Source organism: Halobacillus sp. AWH4_228 (genome assembly GCF_056158365.1).
This window is the reverse complement of record NZ_JBSWTE010000001.1, coordinates 2,131,318-2,149,632: the sequence shown is the minus strand read 5'-3', so window position 1 is coordinate 2,149,632 and position 18,315 is coordinate 2,131,318. Positions and strand designations below refer to the sequence as shown.

General features: G+C 46.0%; 20 protein-coding genes. 17 read left to right on the top strand and 3 right to left on the bottom strand.

Annotation, left to right across the window (positions count from 1 at the left end; translation table 11 throughout):
• Positions 1–5 precede the first annotated feature (5 nt).
• Complete coding sequence (gene mutL, locus ACXADP_RS10900; protein ID WP_474971439.1) at positions 6–1,889, top strand: DNA mismatch repair endonuclease MutL; 1,884 nt, start codon at positions 6–8, stop codon at positions 1,887–1,889.
• Between the two features lie 126 nt (positions 1,890–2,015).
• On the opposite strand, the gene ACXADP_RS10895 is transcribed toward mutL, so the two are convergent.
• Positions 2,016–2,375: a helix-turn-helix domain-containing protein gene (locus ACXADP_RS10895; RefSeq protein WP_160835678.1), complete on the bottom strand. Its 360-nt coding sequence runs from the start codon at positions 2,373–2,375 to the stop codon at positions 2,016–2,018.
• A gap of 186 nt (positions 2,376–2,561) precedes the next feature.
• On the opposite strand from ACXADP_RS10895, the gene miaA reads away from it, so the two are divergent.
• The 9 genes from miaA (at position 2,562) to ACXADP_RS10850 (ending at position 10,972) form a co-directional block, all read left to right on the top strand.
• The gene (gene miaA, locus ACXADP_RS10890; RefSeq protein ID WP_474971438.1) at positions 2,562–3,506 is read left to right on the top strand and encodes a tRNA (adenosine(37)-N6)-dimethylallyltransferase MiaA; all 945 of its coding nucleotides are present in this window, start codon (positions 2,562–2,564) and stop codon (positions 3,504–3,506) included.
• A gap of 30 nt (positions 3,507–3,536) precedes the next feature.
• Positions 3,537–3,761 (top strand): RNA chaperone Hfq, encoded by a 225-nt coding sequence (gene hfq / locus ACXADP_RS10885; RefSeq protein ID WP_474968559.1) that lies wholly within the window; start codon positions 3,537–3,539, stop codon positions 3,759–3,761.
• 149 nt (positions 3,762–3,910) lie between these two features.
• Positions 3,911–4,852 carry an AAA family ATPase gene (locus ACXADP_RS10880; RefSeq protein WP_474968560.1) on the top strand — a complete coding sequence of 314 codons (942 nt, stop codon included), beginning with the start codon at positions 3,911–3,913 and terminating at the stop codon, positions 4,850–4,852.
• Positions 4,853–4,931: 79 nt separating this feature from the next.
• Complete coding sequence (hflX, locus tag ACXADP_RS10875; RefSeq protein ID WP_474968561.1) at positions 4,932–6,167, top strand: GTPase HflX; 1,236 nt, start codon at positions 4,932–4,934, stop codon at positions 6,165–6,167.
• Positions 6,168–6,184: 17 nt separating this feature from the next.
• The gene (locus ACXADP_RS10870) at positions 6,185–7,447 is read left to right on the top strand and encodes a methionine gamma-lyase family protein (protein WP_474971437.1); all 1,263 of its coding nucleotides are present in this window, start codon (positions 6,185–6,187) and stop codon (positions 7,445–7,447) included.
• Positions 7,448–7,556: 109 nt separating this feature from the next.
• A complete protein-coding gene (locus tag ACXADP_RS10865; RefSeq protein WP_474968563.1) occupies positions 7,557–7,961 on the top strand; it encodes a MerR family transcriptional regulator in 405 nt (134 codons plus the stop codon).
• Between the two features lie 28 nt (positions 7,962–7,989).
• A complete protein-coding gene (glnA, locus tag ACXADP_RS10860; RefSeq protein WP_474968564.1) occupies positions 7,990–9,321 on the top strand; it encodes a type I glutamate--ammonia ligase in 1,332 nt (443 codons plus the stop codon).
• A 232-nt stretch (positions 9,322–9,553) separates the two neighbouring features.
• Positions 9,554–10,654, top strand: a complete 1,101-nt coding sequence (locus ACXADP_RS10855) for an N-acetylmuramoyl-L-alanine amidase (protein WP_474971436.1) — start codon at positions 9,554–9,556, stop codon at positions 10,652–10,654.
• A gap of 87 nt (positions 10,655–10,741) precedes the next feature.
• Positions 10,742–10,972 carry a hypothetical protein gene (locus ACXADP_RS10850; protein ID WP_474968566.1) on the top strand — a complete coding sequence of 77 codons (231 nt, stop codon included), beginning with the start codon at positions 10,742–10,744 and terminating at the stop codon, positions 10,970–10,972.
• 65 nt (positions 10,973–11,037) lie between these two features.
• Here ACXADP_RS10850 and lexA read toward each other — a convergent pair whose 3' ends face one another.
• Complete coding sequence (gene lexA / locus ACXADP_RS10845; protein WP_027954294.1) at positions 11,038–11,661, bottom strand: transcriptional repressor LexA; 624 nt, start codon at positions 11,659–11,661, stop codon at positions 11,038–11,040.
• A 306-nt stretch (positions 11,662–11,967) separates the two neighbouring features.
• Between lexA and ACXADP_RS10840 the strand changes: the two genes are divergently transcribed.
• The 7 genes from ACXADP_RS10840 to ACXADP_RS10810 all read left to right on the top strand — a co-directional run bounded on the left by ACXADP_RS10840 (position 11,968) and on the right by ACXADP_RS10810 (position 17,637).
• A complete protein-coding gene (locus ACXADP_RS10840; RefSeq protein ID WP_474968568.1) occupies positions 11,968–12,618 on the top strand; it encodes a YneB family resolvase-like protein in 651 nt (216 codons plus the stop codon).
• Between the two features lie 101 nt (positions 12,619–12,719).
• On the top strand, positions 12,720–12,953 hold the full coding sequence (locus tag ACXADP_RS10835; RefSeq protein WP_474971435.1) for a DUF896 domain-containing protein: 234 nt from the start codon (positions 12,720–12,722) through the stop codon (positions 12,951–12,953).
• 171 nt (positions 12,954–13,124) lie between these two features.
• The gene (gene tkt / locus ACXADP_RS10830; protein WP_474971434.1) at positions 13,125–15,128 is read left to right on the top strand and encodes a transketolase; all 2,004 of its coding nucleotides are present in this window, start codon (positions 13,125–13,127) and stop codon (positions 15,126–15,128) included.
• A gap of 343 nt (positions 15,129–15,471) precedes the next feature.
• Entirely contained in the window at positions 15,472–15,696 is a 225-nt protein-coding gene (locus ACXADP_RS10825; RefSeq protein ID WP_008640348.1) for a YneF family protein, read from the top strand.
• Positions 15,697–15,837: 141 nt separating this feature from the next.
• A complete protein-coding gene (locus tag ACXADP_RS10820) occupies positions 15,838–16,542 on the top strand; it encodes a cytochrome c biogenesis CcdA family protein (RefSeq protein ID WP_027954298.1) in 705 nt (234 codons plus the stop codon).
• 68 nt (positions 16,543–16,610) lie between these two features.
• Complete coding sequence (locus ACXADP_RS10815) at positions 16,611–17,054, top strand: Na(+)/H(+) antiporter subunit B (RefSeq protein ID WP_474968582.1); 444 nt, start codon at positions 16,611–16,613, stop codon at positions 17,052–17,054.
• Positions 17,055–17,154: 100 nt separating this feature from the next.
• Entirely contained in the window at positions 17,155–17,637 is a 483-nt protein-coding gene (locus tag ACXADP_RS10810; RefSeq protein ID WP_474968583.1) for a CcdC family protein, read from the top strand.
• Positions 17,638–17,654: 17 nt separating this feature from the next.
• Here ACXADP_RS10810 and ACXADP_RS10805 read toward each other — a convergent pair whose 3' ends face one another.
• A complete protein-coding gene (locus tag ACXADP_RS10805) occupies positions 17,655–18,083 on the bottom strand; it encodes a DUF2621 domain-containing protein (RefSeq protein WP_027954301.1) in 429 nt (142 codons plus the stop codon).
• Between the last annotated feature and the right edge of the window lie 232 nt (positions 18,084–18,315).

Here is an 18,315-nt window from a genome sequence, read left to right as displayed (position 1 = left end):
CACGTATGGCACGCATTCGACTGATGCCTGATCACCTGGCCAACAAAATCGCAGCCGGAGAAGTGGTCGAGCGGCCTGCCTCTGTCGTAAAGGAACTGGTGGAAAATAGTATTGACGCAGGTGCATCCTGGGTGAAGATTGACTTGATGGAAGCCGGTCTTCAGCGCATTCGTATCATCGATAACGGAGCAGGGATGGAGGAAGAAGACTGTGAGCGGGCTTTTCACCGGCACGCAACGAGTAAAATTCTGGATGAAAATGATCTATTCCATGTGCGCACCCTCGGCTTCCGGGGAGAAGCTCTGGCAAGTATCGCTGCCGTCAGCCGGCTCAGCATTCAGACGTCTACAGGTGAAGAAGCCGGAACAAAACTGGACCTTGAGGGCGGTCACCTTATGCAGAAGGGACGAGGAGACGCGAGGAAGGGTACAGATATCACGGTGGAAGAGTTGTTTTTCAATACTCCGGCACGGTTGAAATATATGAAGACGATCCATACAGAACTTGGTCATATTACAGATGTATTGAACCGGATTTCCCTGGCCCATCCCGAAGTGCAGTTCGTTTGCACGCACAATGAGAAGCAGATTTTCAAAACCAACGGACGCGGGGATCTGCTGCAGGTGATTGCCAGCATCTACGGCATGAATACAGCGAGGAAAATGGTTCCTGTGGAAATGGAAACGTCGGATTTCAAAGTGAAGGGGTATATAGCGAAGCCGGAAGTGTACCGGGCTTCCCGGCAGTATATGTCCACGATCATTAACGGCCGCTATATTAAAAGCGTGCCTTTGAATAAAGCCGTTCAACAGGGGTATCATACCCTTCTGCCAATTGGGAAAAATCCAATTGTTGTCCTGAATATTGAGATGGATCCGATTCTTGTTGACGTCAACGTCCATCCATCTAAATTAGAAGTACGGTTCAGCAAGGAAAAAGAGCTGTATGCTCTCCTTGAAGAGACGATCCGCCATACATTTCGTAAGGAAACCCTCATTCCTGATGTTCAGGAAACGAAAGCGAAACCGAAAAAGGAGTATTCCGAACAGAAAACGTTTGCGTTTCATGAAACAAGGAAAGAAGAAGCTCATAATCAAAGAGAGTCTGCTGCCGATCATCTGCTGAAAGAAGAGCCGCCGGCTGCACCGGAGATGAAAGAAGAGCCGTCCCCTGTTTTTGCAGGAGAGCAGGAAGCGATGCTGAAGGAAATGACGGCTGATTTTAAACCGGAAACCACCGAGGAAGAAGCTGCTGGAAAGCCGGATGAACAGGAAAATGAAGCGTCGTCTAAAAAGGAAGGCGGCCGCCGCGTTCCCGTCATGTACCCGATCGGCCAGCTTCACGGGACTTATATACTCGCCCAGAATGAAGAAGGGATGTATATCGTCGACCAGCATGCAGCACAGGAAAGGATCAAATATGAGTTTTTCCGGGATAAACTGGCTCAGGTTGATCATGAGGTCCAGGAGCTGTTAATTCCATTAACCTTTGATTTTTCTAAACAGGAAGCATTGAAAATTGAAGAATATAAAGAGGAACTCGAAAAAGTTGGCTTGTTCTTTGAACCATTCGGTGACAACACGTATATCATCCGCAGTCACCCGACATGGTTTCCTGCTGGATTTGAGCAGGAAGTCATTGATGATATGATCCAGCAGCTCGTTCAGGATGAGCGGATAAACATTCTGAAATTGAGGGAGGAAGCAGCCATCCTTATGTCCTGCAAGCGATCCATCAAAGCCAATCATTACTTGAATCAATCCGACATGTTTCAGCTTCTTGAGGAGCTGAGGACGTCGACGGATCCATTTACCTGTCCACACGGACGACCGATTATTGTTTTCTTCTCTGAATATGAGATGGAAAAAATGTTCAAGCGTGTTATGTAAATAGAAAAAAGACAGCCGGATTTAGATCCGGCTGTCTTTTTTTATGGACAATATATAAACAGATACAAGTAGTTTACGTAATATTATTTCTGTATGTCTGCATTAATTTTCAAGAACAGGGGAGGGTCAGGAAATGTTTTTCTGCTGGAGCAGAAAACGAAAGTAATTATCGATCTGCTTAATATCTTCCGGCTGTATTCCGAACCAGGCTTTTTTATCAAAAAACACAGGTTTTGAATATCCCTTCGTTTCCAGAAGGTGCTTGATTTCCCTCATTTCATCTTCCAATTCGTCGCTCAATCCAAGGAGATAATCTGCAGTGGTATGAAGAGCATGAGCAATCTTCGACAAGTCTTCTAGATCAGGGGATGTATAGCTGCGCTCCCAGTTGGATACCACTTGGGGAGAAACACCGACTTTTTCAGCCAGCATAGCCTGAGTCAAACGTCTTTCTTTGCGAAGTGTGCGAATCCTTTCATGAACCACGGTAGACGCCTCCTTTTTTTATACTATAACACAAACTAACGATATGCGATAGTAAGACTAACGAATATTTTGAATTTAACTAACGGAATCCGTTACTATGACTAACGGATTCCGTTGATTAAGTCGTTGAGGTATGATTGTAGAGCCATTCATGTATAATAGAGATGGAACAAAGGAGGTGGAAGTTTGAAACCAATGGTAGCTGCTGTTGTTGGACCGACCGCGGTCGGTAAAACAAAGCTGGGTGTCCAGATTGCCCAAAAGTTTAATGGAGAAGTTATCAGTGGCGATTCCATGCAGATCTACCGGACTATGGATATTGGAACAGCCAAAGTGACCCGGGACGAAATGCAGGGAATTCCTCATCATATGATTGATATCAAGGATCCTGAAGAGTCTTTTTCTGCAGCTGAATTCCAAAGGAAGGTCCAGTCATTAATATATGAAATTCAAAAGCGGGGGAAACTCCCTGTTTTAGTAGGTGGAACCGGCCTTTACATACAAGCAACCTTGTTTGATTTTGAGTTTACAGAGGAAAAGAAAGACGAAGCAGTAATGAAGCGGCTTGAAGAAGAGGCAGCCGATCAAGGTCCCGTGCATATGTACGAAAAGCTTAAAAGCCTGGATCCTGACCAAGCAGCTAAAGTCCATCCAAATAACAGCCGCCGGGTGCTGCGTGCGCTCGAAATTTATGAAACAACTGGGAAAAAGATGAGTGAGCAGGAGGCGGCGAAAGCCTGGGATTCTCCATTTACCCCTCTTTTGATCGGTCTTGAGATGGACCGGGAGCGTCTCTATGAGCGTATTAACAACCGGGTGGATCAAATGGTGGAAGAGGGTCTTGTGGAGGAAGTCCGCCGCTTATATCAGGCAGGACTTAAAGATGCCCAGTCCATGAAGGCCATCGGCTATAAGGAATTGATTCCATTCCTGGAAGGGGAGGTGGACCTTCAGGAAGCGGTTGACCTTCTTAAACGGAACTCCAGGCGCTATGCCAAGCGGCAGTACACGTACTTTAAAAACAAACTGGATGTCCACTGGTATGAGGTAACACCTGAGAACTATGAGGATAAATTTCAAACGATTTTCGCAGATTTAGCAGGAATGATCGATAAAAGCGGCGAATCGTAATATTACAGATAGAAAAGAGGAGGAAGATCCATGGCTCAATCCGTAAACATTCAAGATAACTATTTAAATCAACTACGCAAGGAACGTATGCAGGTGACAGTCTTTCTTACCAACGGCTTCCAACTGCGTGGAGTAGTGAAGGCTTTTGACAATTTCACTGTTTTATTGGAAACCGAAGGGAAGCAGCAGTTGATATTCAAGCATGCCATCTCTACATTCGCACCAATCAAAAATGTATCGCTGGATAAGGAATAAGGCTTACATAAGTCTTGAGTGAATGGGAAAAGCGGATGCTCTTGAAGCATCCGCTTTTTTGTGGTTTTATCAGACTGTTTTTGCTGTGGGCGTTTGTCACAGGTTCTTTCCCTGATGCGTATGATGAAGCAGAGTAAGGAGGGATCCACGTGTATCCGCAAGCTAAAACAGCAAGGCCTGGTACGATTAACATTGTGCTTCAAGATGCAAAGGCAGGGCCTGCACCAGAAAGCAGGGTCCTCACCAAGGAACTGTCCCCCCCGCCCTTCCAGATGATTGATGATTTCTTTTCTTCCATAGTAGGTCTTGAAGGTTTGAAAAGGCAGATGAAAGAGATCTATGCGCAGGTGGTCATTGCTGGGAAAAGGGCTGATGCCGGGTTGAAAAAGAACCAGCAGGTGCTTCATATGGTGTTTAAAGGGAATCCCGGAACCGGAAAAACGACATTGGCCCGTATGGTCGCCCGCCTTTTTCATGAAGCGGGAGTGCTTGAAAAAGGTCATTTTATTGAGGCGGACAGAAGTGACCTGGTGGGAGAATACATTGGGCACACCGCTCAGAAAACAAAGGATTTAATCCATAAAGCCCTTGGAGGGGTTCTTTTTATTGATGAGGCGTATTCACTGGCGCGTGGTGGTGAAAAGGACTTCGGTAAGGAAGCGATTGATACCATTGTGAAATGCATGGAGGATCACCATGATGAACTCGTCATCATCCTTGCCGGGTATCCGGAAGAAATGGAAGATTTTCTAACCATTAACCCCGGCCTATCCTCCCGGTTTCCATTAAAGCTTTCCTTCAAGGATTATTCGTGGCGTGAGTTGTCTTCCATAGCCGGAGGGATGCTTAAAGACAGGGAATACCAGTTGGCTCCTGCAGCTGAGGTGAAACTTCACGAACATCTGCGGTCCGTCTGCTCCCGCTCCCGTTTGAATTTTTCCAATGCCAGATATGTGAGGAATATGATCGAGGAAGCTGTCCGGAGGCACGCGTTTCGTATCATGACAGAAGAGTCCCCGGCAAAAGCGGTACTGATGACGCTTGAAGCCGAAGATTTTTCATTTCCAAAAGACGAAGGGCGTGTCCATTAAAAGGGGATGATACTCATAGATCCCCTTTTTCTGTTATGATGAAGGTGGATGATACAGGTGTAGAAAAGAAGGTGTTTAGATGAGCGCAAATGAACGCGTCATTTTAGTAGCAAGAAAAGATCCGGCGGAGCTGGAGGAACGCTTCCAGTCTTCTTTGGAAGAACTGCAGTCCCTGACAGAAACCGCCGAGGGAGAAGTGTGTAAGATTATTACACAAAAGCGTGACCGGGTTCATCCGGCCACGTATCTTGGTGAGGGTAAGCTGCAGGAAATTAAGGAAGCCGCCGAAGATAATGAGGCGGAACTGATTATATTCAATGATGAGCTTTCTCCAGGACAGCTTCGAAATATTCAGGACATCGCTGAGGTCAGGGTCATTGACCGCAGCCAATTGATTCTGGACATATTTGCCGGCCGGGCACGGACGAAAGAAGGGAAGCTTCAGGTAGAGCTCGCACAGCTGCAGTACCTCCTTCCACGTCTTTCCGGGCAGGGAACGTCACTGTCCCGACTCGGGGGTGGAATCGGAACCCGTGGTCCTGGTGAAACAAAACTTGAGACAGACAGGCGTCATATCCAGCGCCGGATTGATGATATCAAACGACGGCTGGATGCTGTTGTGAAGCAGAGGGAGCAGTATAGAAAGAGGAGAAAAGAAAACCGGGCGTTTCAGGTGGCTATTGTAGGTTACACCAACGCAGGAAAATCGACATTCTTCAATAGAGTCACAGACAGCCGGTCGTTCGAGGAGGACCTTTTGTTTGCGACGCTTGATCCTTTGACACGGCAGATGAGCCTGCCTTCGGGCTTCCAGGCGCTCGTATCGGATACGGTCGGTTTCATTCAGGATCTTCCAACAACGCTGATCGCCGCTTTCCGTTCCACATTGGAAGAGGTAACGGAAGCAGATTTTATCGTTCACATGGTGGATGCGTCCCATCCGGATCACATCCAACAGGAGAAAATCGTGCTGCAGCTGCTCGGAGACCTCGGTGCTTCGCAGCTTCCCATGCTTACGGTCTATAATAAGATGGACCTTCTGAACGAAGATTTCATTCCGGATTCATTTCCTTCTATAACTGTGAGTGTCCATGATTCCATCGATTTGAAGCGGATCCTTCATAAACTCGAAGAGGTACTTAAAGAAGAATGGGACGAGTATGACGTCTTCATCCCTGCTTCTGAAGGGAAACGTCTGCAGCAGTTCAAAACGTACAGCATGGTCACATCGCTTACGTTCCATGAGGATAAGGAAGGGTATGCCCTTCACGGATATATCCATCCCGACCATCCATTGAAACATCAGATTTATTAATAGAAAGAGAGTGCAGCATGAATATTCAAGCTTTGAAAGAACAAGTAGAAACACAAATTACAGATCAACACAGACACATTGCGCGCATCGTTGAAGAAAACCAATCCAAGGTCCTTGATGCCTTTCAAAAACTACGGGTCAGTGATTCCCATTTCAATCCAACAACAGGATATGGGTACGATGATTTCGGCAGAGATACCCTGGAAGCCTTGTATGCCCGGATTTTTAAGGCGGAGGATGCCCTTGTCCGTCCTCAGCTTATTTCAGGCACGCACGCGATTACGACGACACTGTTCGGCGTGCTGCGCCCGGGAGATGAGCTTCTCTACATATCCGGGGATCCTTATGACACGCTGACAGAAGTGATTGGTACAGAGGGTGGAGAGGATAAAGGTTCCCTTAAAGATTTCGGTGTAACGTATCGGTCCACCCCTCTGGATGAGGCGGGTGATTTTTCCAAAGGAAAAATCAAGGAAGCTGTATCGGAGAAAACAAAGGTTGTCGCGATTCAGCGCTCCAAAGGCTATGACAACAGACCTTCCTTCCCCATTAAAAAGATAGAGGAAATCATTTCGTTTGTTCGCAGCTTGAAAGAGGATGTCATCATTTTTGTTGATAATTGTTATGGCGAATTTGTGGAGACAAAAGAACCTCTTGAAGCAGGAGCAGATCTTATCGCGGGATCTTTGATTAAAAATCCTGGTGGAGGGATCGCCCGCATTGGCGGATATATAGCCGGGAATAAAAGTCTCATTGAATTGTGCAGCTACAGGCTGACAGCTCCGGGGCTCGGTAAGGAAACCGGGGCCAGTTTGAACAGTCTCCAGGAAATGTACCAGGGGATTTTCCTCGCTCCCCACGTCGTAGGGGAAGCGCTGAAAGGAGCTGTCTTCACATCCAGATTTTTAAGTGAATTAGGCTTTGATACGAATCCGTCCTTCGATGCTCCGAGAACGGACTTGATCCAATCCGTCAATTTTGAAAGTGCCGATCAGATGATCCGATTCTGTCAGGCTATTCAGCAGGCATCTCCGGTGAACTCCCATGTAACCCCACAGCCGAGTGCCATGCCTGGTTACGAGGATGAGGTCATTATGGCTGCGGGGACCTTCATACAAGGGGCGAGCCTGGAGCTCACGGCCGACGGTCCTGTACGCCCGCCGTTCACCGCCTATGTACAAGGCGGACTTACGTATGCTCATGTGAAAACAGCTGTGATGAAAGCGGTGCAGGGTCTTGCCGATGAAGGAATGGTAAAGGTGGATTCCAGAGCCTACTAAAGCCCTTACAAAAAAGCGCGGCTATAGTGTAAACATTCCTCACATATGTTGACATCTTCCCTCTGTCACGTATAATAAAAGTATCATCTTTACGGGAGGAGGCACATCGATGAGTGATGAAATTCGTCGTTCTATGCCGTTGTTCCCGATGGGGATTGTTCAATCGTTAACAGACCTTACAGCCAGGCAGATCCGTTATTATGAGCAGCACGAGCTGATCCACCCTGCCAGGTCTGAAGGGAACCGTCGTATTTTTTCCTTCAATGATGTTGATCGACTGCTTGAAATCAAGGACCTCATTGACCAGGGAGTGAATATGGCGGGAATCAAAAAAGTTCTTAAGCTTGAAGAACAGCCCGAGAACGAGGTATACGATGGAGACCGTGTGAAGGAAGTTCACAATGAATTGACCGATAAACAGCTCCGCCGTATGCTGCAGCAGGAACTATTCACCGCGGGAAGACAAGGAAAACTAGCCATCAGGCAGGGAGAAATGTCAAGATTCTTCCATTAATGAATTTTTGTTGGAGAGGGGTATTTCTATGGGTTTAACAAGAGAAGAAATATTTAAGAAAATCGACGAGGAAAATGTCAAGTTCATCCGTCTGCAGTTCACGGATATGCTGGGCACAATCAAAAATGTGGAGATTCCACTAAGCCAGCTCGACAAAGCACTGGACGGAAAAATGATGTTTGACGGATCCTCCATTGAAGGATTTGTTCGTATCGAGGAGTCAGATATGTACCTGATCCCTGACCTGGATACGTTTGTCGTTTTCCCATGGACGTCAGAAAAAGGGAAAGTGGCCCGATTCATCTGTGATATTTACAACCCGGACGAAACTCCTTTCGAAGGATGCCCGCGCTATAACTTGAAGCGCAACATTAAGAAAATGGAGAAACTCGGATTCTCTGCCTTTAATATCGGTACAGAACCTGAATTTTTCTTGTTTAAATTAGACGAAAAAGGCGACCCATCCCTGGAGCTGAATGACCGTGGCGGTTATTTTGACCTCGCTCCTACCGATCTTGGGGAAAACTGCCGTCGTGATATTGTGCTGGAACTTGAGGAGATGGGCTTTGAAATCGAAGCCTCCCACCACGAGGTTGCCCCGGGTCAGCATGAAATTGATTTTAAATATGCAGATGCTGTGAAACACTGTGATGATATCCAGACCTTCAAGCTTGTTGTTAAAACGATCGCGCGTCAGCACGGTCTGCATGCAACCTTCATGCCGAAGCCTCTGTTTGGTGTGAACGGATCTGGTATGCATGCCAACATGTCCCTCTTTAAGAATGGGAACAATGCGTTCTTTGACGAAAGTGGAAAGGAACAGCTTTCCGATGTGGCTTATCAGTTCACAGCAGGCATTATTAAGCACGCAACAAACTTTACAGCGGTGACCAACCCGACTGTAAACTCCTATAAGCGTCTCGTGCCGGGATATGAAGCGCCATGCTACGTAGCCTGGTCCGGACAGAACCGCAGTCCGCTTGTTCGAGTACCGACGTCCCGTGGCATCAGCACACGTATTGAAGTGAGAAGTGTGGATCCAGCCGCCAACCCTTACATGGCAATGGCTGTCCTGCTTGCTGCAGGTCTTGATGGTGTGGAAAATGGACTTCAGGCTCCAGCACCAGTAGACCGCAACATTTACGTTATGGATAAAAAAGAACGTGAGGCTCACGGTGTCAAAGACCTTCCTGCAACATTATATGATGCATTGGAAGAGCTTCAGGAAGACCCGATCATGGTGGAAGCTCTCGGTGAGCACCTGTTCGAGCATTTCATTGAAGCGAAGGAAATCGAATGGGATATGTTCCGTACCCAGGTTCATCCTTGGGAGCGCGAGCAATATCTGCAGACCTATTAAATAGAAAGACAGAAGGCCCTGACTTACATAAGTCGGGGCTTTTTTATATTTTCCTCAGCATCTGCCGTTGGAATCACCCCGAATCCTGGGAGAAAATCTAACATGGTTCATCATTTTATAGGAAAGGCCGACACCAACGTTCTTATCCAAGCATACATTTGGAGTAGGATGATAGAAGAATGTCCTAGTAAACCCCCTTTTCCAGGAAGGAAGAGTGGAGAGAGGGATGTATATGGCAAGATTAATCAATCCAACAGGGAAATGGAATGGACGTACAGTAGCTTTGGATGATGGACATGGAATGGAAACTCCGGGAAAAAGAACGCCATACATTCAGGAATTAGGCAGACAAATCAAGGAGAACGAATTCAATCGTAAAGTTGTACAGTATTTATCGAACATTCTGCTGGATCATGGATTCCGCGTGCTTCTCGTAGCACCGACAGATGAAGACACACCATTATCCTACAGGACGAGAGCGGCCAATGAGAACAATGCGGATATTTATGTATCCGTTCACTACAATGCTTTTGATGGGTCCTTTGGCGGGGCAGATCCAAACGGAATCGAACTTTACGTCTATCCCGGATATTTGAACCGGTCCGCCGGGCGTCTTGCTTCATCACTTGCGAAATACTTACGCCAGGGCACCGATCAAAACTTCAGAGGGATTAAAGAAGCGAACTTCCACGTTCTACGTGAAACGGATATGCCGGCAGTGTTAACAGAGAACGGCTATATGGATAACAAGCGGGAAGCATTATTGATGATTGACGAACGCTTTCAAAAAGAAGTTGCAGAGGAGCACGCCCGGGGCATTTTAGAATACTTTGGAGTTCCGTTCAATGGCGGAATCGACTATCTTTCGCTTGGGGATACCGGCGCGGAAGTCAAGGAAATGCAGGAGAACTTATTAAAACTGGGTTATACCATGAATGGTTATGGAGCTGACGGCAGCTTCGGTCCTGCCACAGAAGCGGCAGTCAAGGCTTTTCAAAAAGACCAGAAGCTTGAAGTGGACGGCTTTTATGGACCGAAAACGAAAGCGGCTGTGCAGAAAGCCTTGGAAGACCTGGATAAAGGAGAAGAGGAAATGGAAAAATTGGCAGTTGTCATAAATTCTTTTGCGGATTTTCCTGCCGTTGAAGCGCTGGCAATCCGTAAAAATGCATTAATTGCACTTAGAGCCGTAGCAGAAAAACGTCAGGTGGCTGAACAAATTATTGTGGCTGGAGGAGGCACAGATAGGCTTAAGGGGAGTAATTTTATTGACTTGACGGGAAAAACCAGATTGGAAACCTCCCAAAACATTAAAAATTATTTAAGTAAATAAAAGAGCTGCAAAACATTCCAGTGTACATTTCCCTTGTTCCTGCATATAATAAATGTAGAACAAATGTTCGGTTAAGGGGTGTGCAATATGGAAACGATTTTCAAACAGTCTGTAGAAAATAAGAAGATCATCGATATGATCTATTTATCTAAGGGGAAACATTGGTCTCAGCGTTCTGTAAGAGTGATTAAAAACCATCCTGATGCCATCCTTGCTTATTGTCTGCAGAAGAAGAGCGTCCGCACATTTTTGAAGAAGAATATTTATTCTGCTGATTTCCGGAGACGGAATAAAAGAAATCGTACGGGGGCTTCTTAACGTTCATATTCTCATGTTCAATACAAAAAACGGCGGGATTGCTCCCGCCGTTTTTTGTATGTGTATTAATGAACGGTACGGTATAAGCCGACGACTCTTCCGAGAATGGATACATCATTTAAAATGATCGGTTCCATCGTGGCATTTTCAGGCTGAAGACGGATGTGATTCTTCTCTTTAAAGAATCGTTTGACAGTAGCCTCTTCCTCTTCCGTCATAGCCACAACTATATCCCCGTTCTGGGCAGTCTGCTGCTGTCTGACAATGACCATGTCCCCGTCAAGAATGCCCGCCTCAATCATACTTTCTCCTTGAACGATAAGGACGAACGTATTGTCTTCCGATCCTGCAAGCGTATCCGGGAGGGGAACATATTCTTCAATGTTCTCTACCGCCGTAATCGGTGAACCAGCCGTAACTTTACCGATGACAGGGGCATAAGTGGCTTCCCCGCGGGGGATACTGTGGTCTTCTTCCAGCTCAATCACTTCGATGGCCCTTGGTTTCGTAGGATCCCTGCGGATATATCCCTTTTTCTCAAGACGGGATAAATGACCGTGGACGGTGGAACTGGAGGCCAGCCCTACAGACTGACCGATCTCCCTTACAGATGGGGGATATCCTTTTAGTAGAACCTGTTCTTTTATGAAATCTAGTATTTCCTGCTGCCGCTTTGAAAGTTTGCTCATAGATTAGCACCTCGTACATAGGATTATAGTAACCACATTGTACCATGCCATCCTCAAAAATACAAACAAGCGTTCGAAAAAAGTCGTTGACAAGAACATACATTCGTCTATAATAGGTATTAGAAAACGCGAACAGAGGTTCTTAGGAACGTTCGTTCTTAAATGGAGGGTTAATTATGTTTAATAAACTATCAAAACTGGACTACACTTATATCGTTTTGTTTATTGTTAGTTTTGCTATTCTCTATTATTCTATGGTTACAAGCGGATAAATCTTGAAAACCAGTAGAAGCGGGGACATACATCATGAGAGTAATCCTATATTGTCGCGTAAGTACGGAAAAGGAAGCCCAGGTCAGCTCCTTGAAAAGACAGAAGGCAGAACTGTATGCCATGGCCGAACACCATGGAATGGAAGTGGCCGCCTGTATAGAGGAGCAGGCGAGCGGGTATGAGATTGAACGGGAAGGTGTTTTCCAGATGCTTGATGCTTTTTCCAATCACGAAGCAGAGGCTCTGTTGGTTCAGGATGAGACGAGGCTGGGCAGGGGAAATACAAAAATCGCTTTGTTCCATCAATTGAACCGGTTGAATGTTAAGGTTTATTCCTTAACCCATAACGGGGAACTGCATCTTTCCGAGTCAGACTCCATGGTTCTTCAGATTGTGGGCATCGTTGAGGAGTACCAGAGAAAAATTCATAATATGAAAATCAGGCGGGGGATGCAGAAAGCGGTCGCCGAAGGCTATGATCCATCTTCGAACCTGTCCAATCAGCATCTGGCAGCGGGGAGAGAGAGGAAGGAATTTCCGATCGAAGAGGTTGTCAGGCTCAGAGGGAGTGATTTGACGTTCAAGGACATTGCGGCAACACTAAGAGGGCTTGGGTATGATGTATCCAAGGCAACGGTTCACCGTCGCTATCAAGAGTACATATCACTTGAAAAAGAAGAATAGGCAGGTTACTATAGGAACATAAGGGAGACAAGAGTCTTAGGGCTGCTTGTCTTTTTCATGTTCTAAAGCTGATCCAGACTATAAAAAAAGGAGAAGGATCTATGTTATCTCAAGAAAAATTGGACCGTATAAACGAATTAGCCAATAAATCAAAGCAGCTGGAATTATCGGAAGAAGAGAAAAGCGAACAGAAGAACCTGCGTCAGGAATATTTACAAAGTGCCCGTAAATCATTCAAAAACCAGTTGAAAGGTGTCACGGTTATCGATCCTGCCGGGAATGATGTGACTCCTGCCAAACTGCGTCAAATGCAGGAAAACGAAAAGAAAAACTAAACGACTGAACCGATCCGCATCTTCTTTAAAAGGTGCGGATTTTTTTCGTTTAATTCTACAGAAACACGGGGAAATTAAGGAAGGGCGGAGGACAAAAGTTTGCACAACGCCTTGTTTCATTATAGGATAATACATGGTACATATACCTGTACAGAAAGGGGATTATTGGAAATGGCAAAAAGTCTTGAACAAACTTCAATTGATACCATTCGAACACTAACGATCGACGCAGTAGAAAAAGCAAGTTCCGGTCACCCGGGTATGCCTATGGGGGCTGCTCCAATGGCTTATAAACTCTGGACGGAATTTATGGATCATAATCCTAAAAATTCAAAATGGTTCGACCGCGACCGTTTCGTCCTCTCCGCAGGACATGGATCCATGCTTCTATACAGCCTTCTGCACCTTTCCGGCTATAACGTGACAATGGATGATCTAAAATCATTCCGTCAGTGGGATTCTAAAACTCCCGGACACCCGGAATATGGACATACAGACGGTGTGGAAGCAACAACCGGTCCTCTGGGACAGGGACTCGCAATGGCAACCGGAATGGCGATGGCTGAAGCCCACCTTGCCGGAAAATACAACCGCGAAGGCTACAACGTCGTGGACCACTATACATTCTCCATCTGCGGTGACGGTGATTTGATGGAAGGAGTTTCCCAGGAATCTGCTTCGCTTGCCGGCCACCTTGGTCTTGGAAAGCTGGTTGTCCTTTATGACTCCAACGATATTTCTCTTGATGGAGATCTTGACCGTTCCTTCAGCGAAAGTGTTGAAAAACGCTATGAAGCATATGGTTGGGAAGTTATCCGTGTCGAGGATGGTACCGACGTGGAAACGATCGGACAAGCGATCCAGCAGGCAAAAGCCAACACATCCCAGCCTACGATGATCGAAGTGAAGACTGTGATCGGCTATGGTTCTCCTAACAAGTCCGGTAAATCTGATTCGCACGGTGCTCCACTGGGCGAAGAAGAAGGAACAGCTGCCAAACAGTTTTACGGATGGGAACACGAACCATTCCATGTTCCTGATGAAGTATACCAGGACTTCCAGGATAAAGTTCAGAAAAATGGCGAGGACAAAGAGCAGTCCTGGAACGAATTGATGGCTTCCTACAAAGAAGCTTATCCAGAGCTTGCTGAAGAACTGGAAGCCGCTATCCGTGGAGAGCTGCCTGAAGGATGGGAGAAGGAACTTCCATCTTATAAAGTCGGCGAAGACAGTCCGGCTACCCGTGCAGCATCTGGTGACGCCATCAATGCATTGTCCAAAGCCGTTCCATATTTCTTTGGTGGAAGTGCGGACCTTGCAGGATCCAACAAAACGGCTGTGAAAGGCGAAGAAGATTTCTCCCGTGAGAATTACGCCGGCCGCAACATCTGGTTCGGTGTACGTGAATTCGCTATGGCAGCTGCCCTGAACGGTATGGGGCTTCACGGCGGATTGAAAGTTTATGCTGGAACATTCTTCGTATTCAGTGACTACCTTCGTCCAGCGGTTCGACTGTCAGCTCTTATGAGTCTTCCAGTCAATTATGTGTTCACTCACGATTCCGTTGCTGTAGGGGAAGACGGCCCGACCCACGAACCTGTGGAACAGCTGGCTTCTTTAAGAGCAATGCCGAACCTTTCCGTGCTTCGTCCGGCGGATGGGAACGAAACCAATGCAGCTTGGAGGCTTGCTCTTGAGTCCGAAGATAAGCCATCAGCCCTTGTGTTGACTCGTCAGGGACTTCCTACACTGGAAGGAACAGAAGAGCATGCATACGAAGGTATGAAACGTGGGGCTTACATTTTGAGTGATTCAGATAAAGATGAGCCGGATGCCATTCTTCTTGCTTCTGGTTCAGAGGTTCAGTTGATTGCTAAAGCTCAGGAAGAACTTAAGACAAAAGGCTATGATGTCCGCGTCGTGAGTGTGCCTTCCTTCGACCGCTTTAATGAGCAGTCCGCTGAATATAAAGAAAAGGTTCTTCCGAACAGCGTGCGTAAGCGCCTGGCTGTTGAAATGGGAGCTTCCTTCGGCTGGGAGCGCTATGTAGGTCTTGACGGATCTGTCATTGGTATCGACACATTCGGTGCCTCAGCTCCAGGTAATACAGTCATTGAGAACTACGGCTTTACGGTTGAAAATGTTGTCAAACATGCTGAAAACCTTATGAAGTAAGTGGAGAAGGCTGTTCCTATAGGGACAGCCTTCCTTATACATATGTGAATCTCATGTGATAAACTTTTACGATAGAAGCATCCAGCCGTTTTATAAGGAACAAGCTTGTGACCTTTTCGAAAATGGCTTGACTTATGGTATAATAAAGAGTAAGAATGAATGTTGTTTCTCCCAGAGGACGGAAACCGGGTACTTTACTCATCCAAGGGGTATCTTCACCATTGGAGTCGTTTATGAAGGCTGCAGAGGTGGAGAGGAGGCCGCGTTAGAAATGGCTATTGTATTCTATTAATCGTTTTACTATACTGTTATGGGAGACAACACGAAGGAGGAAGACGAAGACATGACATTGGGGATCGTTTGGGTTATCATCATTGCTCTATTGACTCTTGTCGGTGGTGTTGCACTAGGCTTCTTCATCGCCAGAAGATATATGATGAACTATTTGAAAAAGAACCCGCCAATCAATGAACAAATGTTACGTACACTGATGATGCAGATGGGGCAGAAGCCTTCTCAGAAGAAGATCAATCAGATGATGCGTTCCATGAACAACCAAATGAAATAATTAATCAAGCCTTCTTTCCCGGGAAAGAAGGCTTTCTCTATGAGGGCCGTTCAACAGATGTTCACATCGCCGTGTCCTTTTAGCAGATTCATCTGCTAAAATAGACAGCGGATCATATCATGAAATAGGAAGGGGAGACTGATTATGGATGTTAATTTATTCCTTGCCTTTGGAGCAGGCTTTTTATCGTTTATTTCCCCATGTGTCTTTCCTTTATATCCCGCCTTTCTTTCGTACATAACAGGAATGAGTGTGCAGGAATTAAAAGAGGACAATGGCATGTTGAAGCGGACCAGTTTTATACATACGCTTCTTTTTCTGCTGGGCTTCACAACAATTTTCCTGATTTTAGGTTTTTCCGGCTCGTTCTTTTCCCAGTTTCTTATCCAAAACGAAACGATCATCCGGAGACTGGGGGCCATTCTCATTATTTTCTTCGGGTTTGTCATTATTGGTGTATTCAATTTCGACTTCTTAATGAAAGACCGGAAAATCACCTTTAAGAACAGACCATCCGGGTACTTAGGGACATTTTTAATCGGCCTTACGTTTTCGCTCGGGTGGACCCCGTGTACCGGACCGATTCTTGCTGCTGTCCTTTCCCTGGCTGCTGATTCACCTGATTTGTTTCTCGTGATGATGATCGCCTATTCCCTGGGTTTTTCAATTCCTTTTTTTGCGCTTTCCTTCTTCATCGGACGTCTGGGATGGATCAGAAGGCACAGCGCGGGTATTGTAAAAGCAGGTGGGTACATTATGATTGCCGTAGGAATTGCCCTGTATTTCAACTGGATGTACATGCTTACGTCCTATTTAGCCGGCTTGTTTGATTTTCAAGGGTTTTAATGCGTGGATTTTACCCGTTTTTTGTATTATCATGAAAATAGAAAACATATCACTAAAGGAGAAATCGTATGACCCGGACCAATGACATCATTTTACGAACCACTACAACGCTGATCGCCTTCATTCTGCTTGGATTTTCAGCCTACTTGTTTTTCGCCGGCCACAATGCGCCGGGAGGAGGCTTTATTGGGGGCCTCATGACATCAGCGGCTATTGTGCTGATGTATATGGCCTACGGAATCAAATCGATGGAGAAGATTCTTCCGATCAATTTCAGGCATGTGATTCCTGTTGGACTGTTGATTGCAGCATTGACGGGTATCGGTGGTCTTTTATTTGACCAGCCGTTTTTGACCCAGACCTTTGCCTATTTCCAGCTTCCTGTCCTGGGTAAAACCGAGCTTGCTACAGCACTGCTGTTTGATCTTGGAGTGTATCTTGCTGTCGTAGGCGTGACGATGACCATTATTCTCACCATTGCGAACGACCGCGGGGAAGAGGAAGGTGTGTAAGGACCTGTGAAATCACGGGAACTTTAGCTGAAGGTGAAAGGGACCGCGGTGATCCTCAATTCTTGATCCGTACTAGATGGAACAGAAAGAGTGGATTTATATGTTTTGGTTGATTGCAAGTACGGTGGCAGCCGCTTTCATGGCTACAGCGATGATCTTCGTGCGCCTGAGAGCAGCTAGAAAGCCTGCCAGTGTGAAAAAAATTATTCTACCGCCATTCTTTATGAGTACAGGCGCCTTGATGTTTGTTTTACCGATTTTTCGTGTCGAGTGGACGCAGGTTCTCGAGGCTGTATCCATCGGAGCGCTTTTTTCTATCTTCCTCATCCGGACCTCGAAATTCGAAGTCCGGGATGGCGATATTTACTTAAAACCTTCAAAGTCATTCATCATGATTTTGTTCGGACTTCTTGCTGTAAGGATCATTTTTAAATTGATCGTCGGCCAGCATGTGTCTCTGGGAGAGACGAGCGGTATGTTTTTCCTGCTCGCCTTTGGCATGATTATTACCTGGCGCCTTGCCATGCTGAAACAGTACTTAAGCCTGGAAAAGAAGATACAGACAGGAAAGGACCCCGCCTGAACAGCGGGGTCCTTTTTTCAATTCTCCAGAAGCGTCTGGTACGGAGTCATATCGATTTCTTTTTCATTCAACTTCCTGACCAGAAACTTATGGTCCCTTTTCGGTGTGGCAAGAATGTAGCCTTCGATGAGAATTTCTTCTGTGATTTTTTTCTTGCGGCTGCTGAGGGCAAGTTCACCAATGCGGCCGGCAATTTTCTGGCGTGCTACATCCCTGAACAGTTCTGGAACAGGAGAAATCAGTTCCTCCAAGAGCTCCTTCTGATCCTTCGACCACATATGCCGGGTCTTGTCCACATAGTATTCTTCCCAGTCTATGGTCGATTTTCCATCCTCTTTTGGGAGTCGTTTTAAAAATTTCCGGAACATAAAAAATCCGCCGATGGCCATCAGGCTGACCATAATGATTATCCAGCCGACTATAAAGAGTGCAAAACCACCTGACATAAGATCACCCGTTTCATATTCAAATCTTTGTTAATTTTATTATAATTCGAAGTGTAAGCAAACTCAAGTAGAGATGGAATGTTGTTTTTTGTTTAAAAAACTCCCAATTCAGAAAAATTTGCTGTCATTCATTTTACTTATAAATCGTTTTCATTTACAATTAATAGTGCGGATTTGATACCTGGGTAATACATAAGGGTTCAAATGTACAAATTTGGGGAACAATGACGCC

Coding starts and splice junctions, on each gene's coding strand:
- ACXADP_RS10810 (WP_474968583.1), top strand. CDS start 17,155: ATGTTTTGGTTGATTGCAAGTACGGTGGCAGCCGCTTTCATGGCTACA.
- tkt (WP_474971434.1), top strand. CDS start 13,125: ATGGCAAAAAGTCTTGAACAAACTTCAATTGATACCATTCGAACACTA.
- ACXADP_RS10855 (WP_474971436.1), top strand. CDS start 9,554: ATGGCAAGATTAATCAATCCAACAGGGAAATGGAATGGACGTACAGTA.
- hflX (WP_474968561.1), top strand. CDS start 4,932: ATGAGCGCAAATGAACGCGTCATTTTAGTAGCAAGAAAAGATCCGGCG.
- ACXADP_RS10815 (WP_474968582.1), top strand. CDS start 16,611: ATGACCCGGACCAATGACATCATTTTACGAACCACTACAACGCTGATC.
- ACXADP_RS10865 (WP_474968563.1), top strand. CDS start 7,557: ATGAGTGATGAAATTCGTCGTTCTATGCCGTTGTTCCCGATGGGGATT.
- ACXADP_RS10840 (WP_474968568.1), top strand. CDS start 11,968: ATGAGAGTAATCCTATATTGTCGCGTAAGTACGGAAAAGGAAGCCCAG.
- mutL (WP_474971439.1), top strand. CDS start 6: ATGGCACGCATTCGACTGATGCCTGATCACCTGGCCAACAAAATCGCA.
- ACXADP_RS10825 (WP_008640348.1), top strand. CDS start 15,472: ATGACATTGGGGATCGTTTGGGTTATCATCATTGCTCTATTGACTCTT.
- lexA (WP_027954294.1), bottom strand. CDS start 11,661: ATGAGCAAACTTTCAAAGCGGCAGCAGGAAATACTAGATTTCATAAAA.
- ACXADP_RS10850 (WP_474968566.1), top strand. CDS start 10,742: ATGGAAACGATTTTCAAACAGTCTGTAGAAAATAAGAAGATCATCGAT.
- ACXADP_RS10835 (WP_474971435.1), top strand. CDS start 12,720: ATGTTATCTCAAGAAAAATTGGACCGTATAAACGAATTAGCCAATAAA.
- ACXADP_RS10870 (WP_474971437.1), top strand. CDS start 6,185: ATGAATATTCAAGCTTTGAAAGAACAAGTAGAAACACAAATTACAGAT.
- ACXADP_RS10805 (WP_027954301.1), bottom strand. CDS start 18,083: ATGTCAGGTGGTTTTGCACTCTTTATAGTCGGCTGGATAATCATTATG.
- glnA (WP_474968564.1), top strand. CDS start 7,990: ATGGGTTTAACAAGAGAAGAAATATTTAAGAAAATCGACGAGGAAAAT.
- hfq (WP_474968559.1), top strand. CDS start 3,537: ATGGCTCAATCCGTAAACATTCAAGATAACTATTTAAATCAACTACGC.